Origin of the sequence: Faecousia intestinalis, from assembly GCF_040096185.1 — a bacterium.
In the GTDB taxonomy this organism is placed as follows: domain Bacteria; phylum Bacillota; class Clostridia; order Oscillospirales; family Oscillospiraceae; genus JAZOXB01.
On the sequence record NZ_JBBMFF010000223.1, the window covers coordinates 14,863 to 28,860 of the forward strand.

At 47.9% G+C, this 13,998-nt stretch carries 14 protein-coding genes; 8 read left to right on the forward strand and 6 right to left on the reverse strand.

What is annotated here, in order from left to right:
- Window positions 1-56: 56 nt before the first annotated feature.
- The 5 genes from WMO66_RS08575 to WMO66_RS08595 all read right to left on the reverse strand — a co-directional run bounded on the left by WMO66_RS08575 (window position 57) and on the right by WMO66_RS08595 (window position 4,598).
- A complete protein-coding gene (locus WMO66_RS08575) occupies window positions 57-359 on the reverse strand; it encodes a hypothetical protein (protein WP_117812173.1) in 303 nt (100 codons plus the stop codon).
- Between the two features lie 18 nt (window positions 360-377).
- The gene (locus WMO66_RS08580; RefSeq protein WP_118411107.1) at window positions 378-1,667 is read right to left on the reverse strand and encodes a plasmid recombination protein; all 1,290 of its coding nucleotides are present in this window, start codon (window positions 1,665-1,667) and stop codon (window positions 378-380) included.
- A gap of 346 nt (window positions 1,668-2,013) precedes the next feature.
- Window positions 2,014-2,235 carry a type 2 periplasmic-binding domain-containing protein gene (locus tag WMO66_RS08585; RefSeq protein WP_347003522.1) on the reverse strand — a complete coding sequence of 74 codons (222 nt, stop codon included), beginning with the start codon at window positions 2,233-2,235 and terminating at the stop codon, window positions 2,014-2,016.
- Window positions 2,236-2,629: 394 nt separating this feature from the next.
- A complete protein-coding gene (locus WMO66_RS08590) occupies window positions 2,630-3,976 on the reverse strand; it encodes a DNA primase family protein (protein WP_349136011.1) in 1,347 nt (448 codons plus the stop codon).
- A gap of 1 nt (window position 3,977) precedes the next feature.
- Window positions 3,978-4,598 (reverse strand): CHC2 zinc finger domain-containing protein, encoded by a 621-nt coding sequence (locus WMO66_RS08595; RefSeq protein ID WP_118411106.1) that lies wholly within the window; start codon window positions 4,596-4,598, stop codon window positions 3,978-3,980.
- 222 nt (window positions 4,599-4,820) lie between these two features.
- Here WMO66_RS08595 and WMO66_RS08600 point away from each other — a divergent pair, with 222 nt between their 5' ends.
- From WMO66_RS08600 to WMO66_RS08630, 7 genes are all read left to right on the forward strand, one after another.
- Window positions 4,821-5,924, forward strand: coding sequence for a DUF6076 domain-containing protein (locus tag WMO66_RS08600; protein ID WP_349136008.1), 1,104 nt, complete (start codon window positions 4,821-4,823; stop codon window positions 5,922-5,924).
- A gap of 25 nt (window positions 5,925-5,949) precedes the next feature.
- Window positions 5,950-6,894 (forward strand): DUF3658 domain-containing protein, encoded by a 945-nt coding sequence (locus WMO66_RS08605; RefSeq protein ID WP_110442444.1) that lies wholly within the window; start codon window positions 5,950-5,952, stop codon window positions 6,892-6,894.
- A 64-nt stretch (window positions 6,895-6,958) separates the two neighbouring features.
- Entirely contained in the window at window positions 6,959-8,146 is a 1,188-nt protein-coding gene (locus tag WMO66_RS08610; protein WP_118411104.1) for a sigma-70 family RNA polymerase sigma factor, read from the forward strand.
- Window positions 8,147-8,223: 77 nt separating this feature from the next.
- Window positions 8,224-8,991 (forward strand): ABC transporter ATP-binding protein, encoded by a 768-nt coding sequence (locus WMO66_RS08615; protein WP_033121505.1) that lies wholly within the window; start codon window positions 8,224-8,226, stop codon window positions 8,989-8,991.
- Window positions 8,981-11,053: an ABC transporter permease gene (locus WMO66_RS08620; protein ID WP_349136009.1), complete on the forward strand. Its 2,073-nt coding sequence runs from the start codon at window positions 8,981-8,983 to the stop codon at window positions 11,051-11,053. The genes WMO66_RS08615 and WMO66_RS08620 overlap by 11 nt, the downstream gene beginning before the upstream one ends.
- Window positions 11,054-11,072: 19 nt before the next feature.
- The gene (locus WMO66_RS08625) at window positions 11,073-11,750 is read left to right on the forward strand and encodes a response regulator transcription factor (protein WP_055228678.1); all 678 of its coding nucleotides are present in this window, start codon (window positions 11,073-11,075) and stop codon (window positions 11,748-11,750) included.
- Entirely contained in the window at window positions 11,747-12,772 is a 1,026-nt protein-coding gene (locus WMO66_RS08630; RefSeq protein WP_055228679.1) for a sensor histidine kinase, read from the forward strand. The genes WMO66_RS08625 and WMO66_RS08630 overlap by 4 nt, the downstream gene beginning before the upstream one ends.
- 49 nt (window positions 12,773-12,821) lie before the next feature.
- Here the strand turns inward: WMO66_RS08630 and WMO66_RS08635 are convergent, their stop codons facing one another.
- Entirely contained in the window at window positions 12,822-13,070 is a 249-nt protein-coding gene (locus WMO66_RS08635) for a DUF6061 family protein (protein ID WP_033121501.1), read from the reverse strand.
- 479 nt (window positions 13,071-13,549) lie between these two features.
- Between WMO66_RS08635 and WMO66_RS08640 the strand changes: the two genes are divergently transcribed.
- Window positions 13,550-13,998 (forward strand): DUF134 domain-containing protein (locus WMO66_RS08640; protein WP_349136010.1); only part of this gene is annotated, 449 nt, incomplete at its 3' end.

The following is a 13,998-nucleotide window of genomic DNA, read 5'->3' on the forward strand; positions in this document are numbered from 1 at the left end:
AGCCGACAGTACCGTTGTGCATATTGGAATTATATCATGCTTTTGTGTCGCAGTCATTAACAAATCACCCCCTTGTCAGAAAAAATGAGCCGTTTTACCTTGTCGGTAAGTGGCTCATTTCCATCACACTCCGTTTCAATCACATACCATGTGTTTCCGATCTTGCACTCAATGGTTTTGCAGAAAGAGGACTGTGCCGCTTCCCAACGCTTGCGGCATTCTTCCAGAAAATCAATAGGCGGCTCAAAAATCGGATCGAAGCAGGAGTAAATATCAATATAGCCGATGGCATCGTTGATTTCTTCCATCGGGGCATCTTCCATAATCATCTTGTTAATTTCATCTACGGTTTTCTTCATAGGCAAATAGTTCCTTTCTTAAATTTCCATGTCCTGTCCACGATTGCGGGCAGGGTGTTTGTGTTCATACAGTTCCTTTCCCCTGGCGAGGATGGCATTGATAAAAGCCCAGACCTTTTCAGATGCAATCTCAATCGCATCCAGGAAAGGCTGGGCTTTTTGTTTCAGCTCCTCATAGTCTTTGTTCAGTTTTTCAAAACGGTCTTTCCATATCTTTGCGTTTTTATCTGCCTGCTCGAATTTCTGCTTGTATTTCAGCTTCTCAGACTTTTCCGCAAAGCTGCTGACCGCATAATCCTTTAGCGTGCGGCACTCATCCGCCGTCATGGTAACATTTCCCGTAATGGGATTTTTCTTGCCCATCGACTCAATCTCATGTGCAGTCATAGCAACAGACTTAGCAGCCTGAGTTTCCTTTTTCAGAGCTTCCAGTTTCTTTTTCTGCTTCTCCGTGGCAGCTTTGGCATCCGCTAAGCTCTGCTCGGCCTGTGCCACCTGTCCGGTCACAGCTTCCAAACGCTGCTGTTCGGCCTGTACCTTGAACTGTGTCACCGTCAGATGTTCTTCGGTGCTGCCACATTCTCCACGCTCTACATCGGTATAACCAGCGTTTCGCATGAAATTGAAAAAGTCATCCTGCAGCACACTGTAGGACGACTTCAAAATCTTTTTCCCTTTTGCGTTCAACATAGGATTTCCGTTTTCATCAAGAACGGGTTTGGATTCCCACTTCTTACTGCGGCTGACCTGTGTGATCGTTTCCTTTACCGTTCCCCGGAGGGATTCATCCTTGCATCGCTTCGACCACAGGATTTGTTTCTCCACCACCGGGATATAAACCACATGAAGGTGATAGTGGTACACATCCTCACCCAGAGCTTCCGACATTGCCCGGTTGCGCTCGTCGGCATGCATTACAGCGGAGAGGATATACTGCTCACCGCCCACAATCTCCACGGCGGCTTTGTAGGCATCGGCATAGAACTGTTTGGCATATTCATAGCCGCCGTGGTTGTGGAAGTAGGCAGAGTTTACATCAAACAGCAGCTCCCCATATTTCACCGCATCGGCTTTCAGACCACGGGTGGAGATAACACCATCTGCAATCATCTGATCGAACATGGCGGCATAGCTGTCGGTAGGTTTCTTGAAGTGGACATTGCGGTGGGTCTGGGTGGTATCAATATCTTGATTGGAGTAGCTGTCTTTTTCTCGCTCGTTATGCTCCTGAACTTTCGCCACATCGTCGAGGGTGGGCAAGTCCTGGTTACGGGCAAAGGTACGGTCAATTCCATCGTTTCTTGCCATAGGTTTTTTCCTTTCTTTCGAGAGTAGCAGACGGGCGGGGCTGCGGGGATGCACTTCTGCGGAAGTGTAATAACCCACTATAACACTTTCATCCATTCTGGCTGCAAAGTGCCGTGGGCTCTCCGAGGGCTCTCCCGAGGGGGAGTGCGGTCACTGCGGTGACCTCTGCTGACCAAGGCAAAATGTCTGCGCCTTTTACCTTGGTCAGCCCGTCTGCATGAAGCTGTTCTGCGGAACATTTCTTGCAGACGATGGCAGCGAAAACCGTATCTTTCACTGCCTGTCCATGGGCAGCACTGCGGTGCGCCTATGGGGACGGGAGATGCGGAGGGCTGTTGCCGGGGTATCACTTCTCCCGTCTTTTCTGCCATACGATGTCGTAACCAAGCACAGCGGCAAGCTCCAATACTTCCTTGTATCGTATACTTTCCCGCTGTAATTTTGCGGACAGGTTGGAAACGCTGTCGCTCCATCCGTACTCGTCCGAGAGCAGGTCAACAACTTCCTGCATGGTCATCCCGGCACGGATGATCTGTGCCTTTATTTCGTTGCGTATATTCATATTGATAAAATCCTCCATAATTCAGTTCATGTGTCGGTGCAACCTCTGCGCTCCAAGGTGGAGTGGATGCACCGAACAGTGAAAAATCTGCAATCTCCGAAATCCGTTCAGAATTTCGCTTGTGATGTCCTGTCCATATATGACCATATCCCACTTTGCCGTTTTGTGTGGTTTGGTCTGGAACAGTGAAAACACCCATTGTTCCGTGAACAGGGTACACGGTTCAGAGAAGCACGATTTCGTGAAATAGTTTCGTCCTGCGGTCAAAAACTTTGCTGTTTCCATTACCATTGATTTTTAATGCCCGAAAACAGGTCAGCTTTGAAAGCTGCTGTTTCCTATAACGGAAGAAAACAGGGGTAAATGCTGCGTACATACGTACAGAGCATGACTGGCAAAATCAATCCCGCCAGTCCTCCGGTACGTACGTACACGGCGAAACATCGTAAAATCCATTTATATGAGGTCTTGCCACAGCTTCCACGCCCATAAAGCCCCACACCCGCCGTCCGGCAGAGTTGGTGATGTTGTTGCAATGCTCCAGATTGAATCTCCCGGCATTGGCAATCATGGCATCGCTGAAGCTACGGGCTTTCAGCGGTGCAAGGGAGTTTTCCTCACACCACATCCGGTAGATTTCATAGAAATCCTTAGAGCTGATGGAAGCATCCGCTTTCAATCGGATGTATCCCTCCGACTCCATGAAATCAAAGATATTGTTGTTGTCACGCTTGACCGCTTCCCGGTTTTTCCGGATACGGTCACTCTCCGTAAACTTAAAGTTGTTGGCAACAAGCCGCTGTAAGCCTTCAAATGCCCACAGGAAGATACCCTCGGCTTCAGCTTTCATCTTCTCTGCAAGGTCAGGATCATCGGCTCTGTCCATGGGCTTTTCTTTGGTGGTCAGCACAAGCTGTCTGCGGTAAAAACCATCGCTGCGATCATATAGGGCTTGCAGATCACCATTGCTGAATGCCAGCAACCGGGCAAACATCCAGCCCTGATAACTCTGCTTGCCCTTGCGTTCCAAGTCCATTTTGCCCTGTGCAGTCACGATGGATTTTACATAGTTGGTCTGACGCAGAGCTTCCATCCGCATATCATCATCCACGCACAGCAGGATGTGTTCCAGATCGGCACGGGCAAAACGGTTTTCAGAAATCTTCCCGATGCTGCCGTCTTTCATATTCGTGCCGAAGATGGTGGACAGCACCGCACCGATTTGAGATTTACCCTCGCCACCGTTGCCTTTAATCACCATCATGCGCTGCCCCTTGTTGGAGGGAATCAGGCAATAGCCGATAAACTCCTGCAAAGTTGGAATGTCCTCGGCGTAAAGCAACCCATCCAGAAAGTTCAGCCAGATCACCGGTGCAGGAGCATCGGGATTATAGCCGACAGGCAGACGGCTTCGCACGATAGCCGGTCTGCCTTCGGTGAAAGTGCCGTTCAAGAGCAGCGTACCGTTGGCAACATGGATGCGATCCTGCTCCGGAGGGAAGTCAGACACCTGCGCTTCCAGTTTCAGCACTTCCAGAATGTTGGTGATCTTCCGTGGGATGTTGTTCACGGCACAAAATTTCAGCTTGTCGTAAATCTCCCCACGCAGAGGAAGGTCATCCGTCACTCGACCATCGGGCGTGAAAAAAGCTCCGTTTGCGAAGATGATTCTGCGCTCATGCAGAAATTCTTCACAAAACAGAGCTTCGTTGATGTTCTGCCCGTCAAACAAGACAGGAAAATTCATATTAGGCGTTTTCCGGTTCTTCGCCACGGTGCGCCACCTCCTTTTTCTTTCGTGCGGTATACTCTTGCAGAAAAGCAATTTTGTCGTCCTGCATCAGCTTGTCCACCAATGCCACCCGTTCTTCCAGATCACCCACCGTCAGCACATCTGCCATATATTCGATATAGCAGTGCATCTGGCAGGCTTCCACAAAACGGTCATCCAGAGCATCTTCCGGTGTCTTGGGTGCGTATCGTATTTTCCAATCTTCCAGCAGATGCAGATAATCCGTCAGCACCCGGAAACACAGCATTTCATTCTCCCGGAACTGACGGATATAGGGACGCTTTGGCTTGACCATAGCTGCGGCAGTGGGCGGTTTCGGGTCAAGCCCGAAGTCCGCAGCCAGCTTTTGCGCTGCTTCATAACTGCTCAGATCGAACAGTCTTGCCATAAGGTCGATTACATCCCCCTTGGCTCCGCAGCCGAAGCAGAAGAAATAATCCTCGTTCAGCTTCAAGCTCGGATGCCTGTCGTTGTGGAACGGGCAGCAAGCCATACCATTGCGGTTGACATTCAGCCCGTAGTGTTTTGCGGCTTGCTTTACGCTGATTGCCGCCTTGATGATTTCATAGATTGTCATAGAAAAACCTCCGTTCATAGTATTTAGAAAGCACGAAACACCCGCCGTGATTGGCAGGGGTTTGGCTCCTTCTACTATGGTTATGCCGGATTTTTCAAAAAACAGGCTAATCGGAGGACAACCCCGTTTCAAAAAACAGGACAACTTATGGATAGATGTAGATTTCTTTACATTAGCATGATAGAATTAAGAAAATGAAAAAACAGGACAGGAGGGGCAAGCATGAACCAAGAACTGATGACATTGGATTTTTGGCAGGATACGGTCATATATGAGGGAAAAACACTTCCTGTCGGCGCTCTTGCCTGTGATGCGCTGAATGTCCCTGCGGATACCATCGCAAAGATGAACGAGCAATGCGAGAAAATCAATCTGCTGCTTGGAATATTAAACGCCGGACAGGATGCTTCTGCACTCTGTCCTATTGCAACGGAAGCTGCTCTGACGATGCTTGATATTCTCAGTCAAACACCGCCGTTCTCCTATATGAATATCTCAAAGCACAGAGAACGGATTGAAAAAGTCTTTACTGTGGACAATGCGCTGAAATATGTGGAGTTTGCCATAAAAGCCGCAACCAATTCTTTGCAATTTGAAGAAATCCAGAACTTTGCCGATGCGATGATGCTCCAACGCTATACCGCAGTTTTCGGGCATCTGGCATACTCCCTTGGGGAATACCAAACGGCCATGCTTGATTTTGCAGAAAAATCAGACGGCAATGAAGCAGAACGCACCGCAGAGGGTTTTGCAAAAATGTTCGGCGACTATTTTCCGCCGGAGTTCTCTATCACGGAGGGCAATGCCTGGATGTCTACTTTGAATAATTCCGTTCAGTATATATCCGTCATCCGTCCCGGCGAAAAAGTTGCGAAGCTGGTCAAGCGGATGCACTATGTATCCTTTGTGGGGATGTTCCGGTCTGATCTCTTTGAGGGCCTGTGTGTTGGCCATGCACCGAAAAAATGCAAAATCTGCGGCAAATGGTTTCTGACCACCAATGCAAGGCACACCAAATACTGCGGCGGCTACGCTCCGGGGGACAAGCTGCACCGCACCTGCCGGCAGATCGGTAACCTGAAAGGCAGAGAACAGCGGGAACTTGCGGACGATCATCCGCTGAAACAGATTTATGAGAAGCGACTGAATACCATAAACCGCTATGTGAAGCGTGGCGCTCTGGACGCTGATCTTGCAGAGGTTATGAAAAAACTGGCGAAAGATAAGATGCTTCGGGCGCTGGGCAATGTCGCTTACGCCAAGGGTGATTATGAAAAAGAAATGGGACAGGCTGCGTTGAAGAAAGAAGCAATAAAAAGAATTTGAATTTAGCTAAGAGGTGAGCAACGTTATGTTAGAAGTAGTATTTAGCGACAGTGCCGCAGGGACTATGGCGGTTGCGATTGGACATAAGGGTTTTTTAGGCGGAGCAACCAGTGTAATTATCTCTGATGGGACAGTTTCAAAAGAAGAAATAGAAAAGTTCCAGCATCAAGCAGAAGAACGGGAGCGTTCTGGTTGGGAGAATGCTATACCGTTGGAAGGAAATCGTAAGGACATAGTTAATCTTCCGCTGGCATTGTCTGTGGGCAACATCTCCGAAGCAGGAATTTGTTTGGAGCGTGAGTCGGCATTATCTTTGCTACTAAGCATACTGCCCGATATGGCATCTGAAATCGTAACTGAACTTCTCAATACATCCCGAAAGAACTATGCTACACTACTGGAAAAAGCACAAAACGGAGAGCCGATTCGTGTTTGGGTCGGACGAGACCCAGATGATGTGTGCGGATTGTATTGGCTTCTGGAACAACTACGACCAATCGGCTTTGAAAAATTGGATATTACCATTGTGGAGCTTCCAATGTGGGAAACAAGACCAGATGGATGCATTGTCCAGTATAACGGTTGGGGAGAAGTTGAACCTTATCACTTGGGACGGATGGCATCTCTTGGGAAGAAGTTGCCAACAAATTACCTTCGTAGTTTGGCTAACCGCTGGAGAGAACTCCAACAGGAAAATTCTCCTCTTCGTGCTGTTATAAACGGCAAACTGGTCAGCGTATCAGAAACTCTGTATGATACATTTATTCTTCGAGAATTGGATACACTGGACGACGAGTTTAGGGAAAGCGTGCTTGTTGGACAGGTTCTTGGAAAGAATCAATTAGGGATCGGTGATGGGTGGATTGCTTTGCGTGTGGAACAATTTATCAAAGAGGGACTTCTGCTCCCAATCACAACTCCTGCACCAAATGCACCTATTTATCACCGTATGTTAAAGAAAATAAAGTAATAAATAACCCATTAGTTGATCACGGGATATTTATGAGTATTACTAAACTGGAAGGAGGTGCGCTATGCTGAATGATTTTTCATGGAATATGACCGGATACATACCGAAACACGCTGTCAATCCATCCGATGATGGCATCCCACCCTATGTGGCAGAGCGCATCTTCCAACTGGAACCGGAACCGCCAGCGGTGGACAGTCTGAATGAATATATCCTGTCTGCTTTGCGGGAAAAGAATTTGCTATATTTTTCGTTCTTTCTGCACCACTACGAAACGCAGCTCAACAAGCGCATCAAAGGCTTTCTCAGTGTGGACGGCGGCAATCTGTACGACACAGACCGATTTATCGATATAAAGATCTCCTGCCGGGAGCAAATGCTCCAAAAGCTGATGGACTATGATCCTGCCAAGGGTGCGGAGTATGCTACATACATCTATCCGTTCATCTGGGATTCTATGCTCCGTTTCCGCATGGGCGAAGAAAAATGGTCGGTATCCTCTCTGACCAATTACAAAATGGTGCGATCAATGGCGTGGCTGTACCATAACACCAAAGATGCGGTCAACCAGTTTTCCAAGAAGTATAACTGCGACCTTGCTCTTGCGGAAGAATATCTGAAAGTTGTCCGTGGAATCCGCAACCAGCAGCCGTTCTATATAACGGACGAGGACGGCGAGGAAACAGGCGAGGATATAGCCCTTGACGATAGCTGGAACTATACCGACATCCTCTGGAACGGCATACAAGCAGAAAAGGTACAGCGGGCATTTGAGAAGCTGAATTACCGGGAACAGACCTTGCTCGAAAAACGGTTAGCAATCTGTATGACCTGCGGGCGAGTTGGCTCATGGAAGAACCGCCCCACTTTTGAAGAATTGGCGATTATGTTTGAGGGCAGCACAGCCAGCGGTGCAGAGCGAGCCTACCGGAAAGCGGTGGACAAACTGACAGAACTGCTGGTTGCCGAAGGTGCGCTCCATGCTGTCCGGCTGAAACAGAAAACCAAAACCAAGCGCAAAAAGAAAATCGCCGCCGCAATCTACGAATATCAAGCAGACTGCGACGGCGAATGGGGCGAAATTTCAGTTGATTTTGAGAACGGCACAGCAGAGATTATCCGACTTGCTGATTGGGATACAATTAAAACGAACTGGTTTGCCAAGGAGGCGATCCGGTATATTTTATCATTGTCGCCTGATGCTCTTACAAAATATATGCTCGTCCCCCTTGAGCCGCCACTTATATCTTGAATCCTTACAACCACTGTAAGTGGTATTTGCTGTGTTCCCATGCTATCATTTTATTACAAATGATAGGAGGTATTCACATGAAACCCATTTTGAATATTGAAAATTTAACAAAAATCTATGGCAATGTGCCAAGTCAAACAAAGGCACTGAATGGGATCACCTTCCAGGTGATGCCGGGAGAGTTTCTCGGCATTATGGGAAGCAGCGGTTCCGGTAAATCCACACTGCTCAATTGTATTGCGACTGTGATTCAACCCACAGGTGGAAGCATTCAGGTGGAAGGCGATACTCTGCAATCCCTCAAGGGAAAGGCTCTTGCAGAGTACCGTGGCAAAAAAGTTGGTTATCTATTCCAGAACTTTGAATTGCTGGACAACCTGACTGGCAGGGAAAACATCCTGCTCCCGACTTCCTTGCATGGGGTATCCGAAGCAGAAAGCAGCCAGCGGCTGAAGCAGTTGGCTGACTATCTGGAAATCACTGATGTTCTGGATAAGTTTCCGTCCAAGATGTCCGGCGGCCAGCGTCAGCGTGTTGCGGCAGCAAGGGCTCTGATCTTACATCCCCAAATGATCCTTGCCGATGAACCGACGGGTGCGCTGGATTCTAAGAACGCAAGAAGTCTTATGGAGAAGCTGTCCGGCCTGAATCGTGACGAACAAGCTACGATCCTGATGGTAACCCATGATTCCAATGCCGCCAGCTTTTGCAAGCGCATTCTGTTCATCCAGGACGGCGTGATCTTTCATGAGCTTCGGCGTGGAGACGAAAGCCAGCAGGAGTTCTACGGGCGCATCCTGAAGGTGATGGCGCAACTGGGAGGGGGCAGCGCAAATGTTCTCTAATCTCATTCTTCGGAACAGCCACCGCAGCCGAAAGGAAAACGGTCTGTTTTTCAGCTCCCTGGTGATTTCTATTGTTGCCTTTTACATGATTCTTTCCATCTCCACTCAAGATGTGATGCTCTTTTTGCAGAAAATGGAGAGTGACGCAGTTGACAAACTCCTGCTTCTGATTCCTGCGTTTTATGGGATGACCCTCGGTATTCTGTTCTTTTTGATCTATTTTGCCTGCAAGTATCAGTTCGAGCGCAGACGGCATGAGTTTGGTGTTTATCTAATGTTGGGGATGCGTAGAAGTAAACTGTTTGGTATGCTTCTGGCGGAAGATTTCCTGACCAGTATTCTTGCCATGCTCATAGGCTTACCTGTGGCTGTGGTGCTTTCAGAAATTGTCAGTCTTGTCACCGCCAAGCTGGTAGGCATGGGGATCATCGGTCATCAGTTTTCTTTATCCTGGTCTGCAATTGAATGGACGCTGGCAGGATTTCTGGCAATTAAGCTGACGGCACTTCTGATTTTGAGTGGACGAATCAGCCGCCAGGAGATCGGTACTTTGCTATCCCAGCCAACGAACCGCCCCAAAAAGAAAATGCCATCTGTTATCTATGGACTGGCTGCTATATGCGGAAGTGTGATGTTGGCAGTGGCTTACTACATGGCGATTCAGGGAATTGCATGGACAAAGGTAAGTATGATGGGACTGACTTTGCTGTTGGGCATAGTTGGTACGATGCTGCTTTTCTATGGGATGCGTGCGCTGATTGCTTTGATTGTTAAGAAAGGAAAAGGAAATAAGCAGCTTCATGTATTTACCTTCCGGCAGATTCAGGAGAATGTTATTCATCAGTCAACCTCCATGGCCATCAGCTCCCTGCTGATTCTGGCGGCGCTGTGTTGTTTTGGTGCGGGCGTAGGAATTGCAGGAACGAATAGCCTGTCTTCTGGCCATGTAATCGACTATACTTTTGAAGATCATACTGCAGAAGATTCATCGCAGGTTCTTCCGAATATAAAGGCAGCCCTGAAAGAAAACGGTTTGGAAAATCAATTTTCAGAGCTTTTTGAAATGAGGGTTGGGCGTATTCGCACCACAGAAGATTATGATAATGCCTACAGCATGGACGCTGTTATGGACTCTCTTCGGAGCCTGCCCCAGTCGGAAGACCGGGATGTCCTTCTGAACAATCTTGGTTATGCCACATACCCATATTTGATTTGTTTATCGGACTATAATCGTTTGTTGGAATTGTCCGGCAAACCGGCTCTCCAATTAGGCGAAAAGGAGGCCGCTGTCTATATTGATACAGAGTTTACTACGGTAAGTCGTACCGCAATGCTGAACCAAGTATTGGCCGGACAGCCCAAGGTGGAACTGGATGGTAGTCCGATTCATCTTACAGGAGAGGTTCAGTCTGTGAATTTGGTCACGGACCGTTCTATAACCTTGTCCTTTGCATTGATTCTTCCGGATGAAGCATTCCTATATTATAGCCAGGGAATGTATGATACCTATGTCAATGCGGTGCTCAGTGAGCAGGCTCTGGATGGAAATAGCCTTATGACTGCATATTTGGATTTGAACGAGAAGCTGGACGAAACTGGCATTGAATATGAAAGCTATCTTCAGAATATAGGTCGTCAGCTTTTCTACACCATAGCATCCAGTTATATTACCCTCTATCTTGCGATTGTTTTCCTGGTAGTTGCCAACACCATCGTGGGTGTTCAGTTCCTGATGAGTCAGCAGAAAACCGGGCGCAGATACCAGACCCTGATCCGCCTGGGAGCTACTTACGAAACCCTTTGCCAGTCTGCTGGAAAGCAAATTACCTGGTTTATGGGACTTCCTGTATTGGTTGCGGCTGTCAGCAGTCTGTTTGGAGTCAGGGCGTTATTTACAGGGATACTCTCGTCCCGAACCCGTGGGACAGTGTCTGAAATGCTGCTTGTATCTGCTGCTATGATTTTACTACTTTGCGTGATAGAATATATTTATATGAGAGTGGTCAAGCGTTCCAGTGATCGGTATTTGCTGACACTGATGCAGCCGCAGAGAGAAGAATAATTTGGAAGGAGGTGCTGTCATGAAAAGAATTGCTGTTGTGGAAGATGAAGTCTATATGCGGGAAGAACTCTGCGATATGCTCCAAAAGGACGGCTATCTTGTGGAGGCAATTACCGAGTTTGAAGATGCCGCTCGGCTCTTGGCAGCCCTCCGCCCTGACCTTGTGATCTTAGACCTGAACTTGCCGGAGATCAGTGGCTTTCAAATCTGCCAGGAGCTAAAGAATAAAACTGCTATCCCCGTCCTGGTGCTGACTTCCAGAGATCAGGTAAAGGATGAACTGCAAGCGTTCCAGTTGGGTGCCGATGAATATTTGACGAAGCCGTGCAGAAAAGATCGACTTCTTGCCAGGGTATCCAATATTCTCAAAAGGTATGAAGGCCGTACCAATCTCATAGAGGGACCAGATTTCCTGTTAGACCAGCAGACCTACACGCTTTATATTCATAATACCTCTGTGGTGCTTCCAAAAAATCAGGGAAAACTGTTGGTCGCTCTTTTGTCCGGCGGCGATGCTCTGGTCACGACGGAGCAGCTTTGCATGGCACTATGGGGAACCACGGAATACATAGATGAAAATGCCTTGCAGGTTAACCTAACCCGGCTGAAAAAAACGATGTCCGCCCTTGAAATGAAGCAGCGAATCGTTGCAGTTCGAGGAATGGGCTACCGTTTGGAAGCGGAGGTGTCTCTATGAAGCAGCTTTGGCACATGATAGAACGGTACTACCCCTGGCTTCTGTTGCTGCTGGGCGTGGATTGCTTTTGCGCTGTCATTCTTTGGATTTCTGACATTCAGGTATTTCAAACCTTGATCGGGTTAGTAGTTCTGACGAGCATCCTTTTGTTTTCAGCGATTCTGTTTGTACTAAACAAGAGGGAGAACACCCACATGGAACTGTTCCGAGATTTCCTCAGTGATCCTACCATCTGCAATGAAGAACGGCTGCTCAGTGCCATTAGTCAGAAAGAAGGAGAATCTGTCCGATTTTTGGCTTCGGTTTTACGGGAATACAAAAACGAGAGTAACAATATGGCGGATGCCCTACGGGACTATGAAGAATACGTGGAGGGCTGGGCACATGAAGCGAAAACGCCCCTATCGTTGCTGACCATGCTCTTGGATAACCGGAACGATGAAATCTCTCCTTCCCTGCAAGCAAAGCTGGATTATGTCCGCAGTCAGCTTCAGGAGGATGTCACGCAGATGCTGTACTATGCCCGGTTGAAGAGCAGTACAAAGGATTACCGATTTGAGGATGTCAATTTGAATGACTGCTTGGGTGAAGTTCTGGAGGACTATGCCCCACTTCTTGAAGAGAAGCATTTTGTCATTCTCAACAAACTGCAATCTGAAACAGTCTATACAGACCGTAGAGGACTTCAGTTTATGTTGGGACAAATCGTTAGCAATGCCATCAAATATAGCAGCGATAGTCCCATGCTTACAATTTCCGTGATACATTCGGAGACTGCAGATATCCTTTCTGTTGAAGATAACGGCATTGGCGTAAAAAAATATAATCTGCCGTACATTTTTCAAAAGGGCTTTACCGGGGATTCTACTGACAGCAGAAAGAAGGCTACCGGTATGGGACTTTACCTGGTTAAGAAGATGGCCGACGATCTAAATCTTCATCTGGAAGCAGCTTCCCAGTGGGGAAAGAGCTTCAAGATTGTCATCTTCTTTCCTAAATTGAGATCCAACGGAGGGAAATAATATAAACAGAAAAACGCCCGCAGGATTTTCTCCTGCGGGCAGCGTGTTGTCAGCTATCCCAAGGCTTGTATTCTGTTACAGTTTTCAAATAGGTTTCGGGATCGCCGTTCAAGATAAGGTCTGCATACTCCAAAGGAGCGTTGTAGATCAAATAATCCAGCTCTGACCGCTGATACATATTGTCAGCAATCTCGTTCTCAACGACGATAGTGTCAATCGCAATCATACTGCCGTCGCTGAATTTCACTTCCACACAGCAATTATCCATATTGTAGGCACAAGATATTAAGGTTTTCATGGTATGTCCTCCATAATTCGTAATATAAAGCGAAAATCCCGTCTGACTTTCTGTTAGAAATCAGACGGGATTTGTCCGTATGCACCCCGGAAACCGTCAGCTAACAGTTGATAAGTAAATTAGTTCCTTATCACTGTTAAGCCAAGGGTTTGCTGGACTTTCCTTTTTTGTCCGACTCCTTGAATTTTCCGATTTTCGCGTTAGAACGGCGTTAGAATTGGCCGTTTTTTCGTTAGAACAGCGTGTTTTTAGTCAAAAGCCCGGGTTCAAATCCGGTTCTGTTATCTTGCCCTGCTCGGTTACATCTTCCCAGCGGCTCCCGAAATCATCTGATCTCGGAAGAAGCATTCCTTGCTCCATCCACGCCGACGGACGGATGACCTTCAAATTCCAGGGAGGCAAAACGCTCACCTCTTATTGACAATTCTCAAATCGCGTTGTATAATCGGTATATACCGGAAACAAAGGAGGATGTGCCCATGCCAAGACCGCCACGGTGCCGTCGGATTTGTGACGCACCGCAAGTCGATAAATTCTGCCCCTACGGGAGCGAGGATGTCGAGCCGATCCTGCTGACGCTGGACGAGTACGAGGTCATTCGGCTGGTTGACTTGGAGCAGCAAACCCACGAGCAGTGTGCCGTGCAAATGGATATTTCCCGCTCTACCGTGCAGGAGATTTACGAAGTCGCACGGCGCAAGATCGCAGCGTGCCTTGTCCACAGGAAACCGCTGCACATCACAGGGGGAAACTACCGCATCTGCGGAGGGCAGGAGGCAGCTCACTGCGGCCGCTGCTGCCGGATGCAGAGAGCCAACATGGAAAAATCAGGCAAAAATTGCAAAGGAGATTCCATTATGAAAATTGCAGTTACCTATGAAAACGGTCAAATCTTTCAGCATTTCGGCCACACCGAACAGTTCAAGCT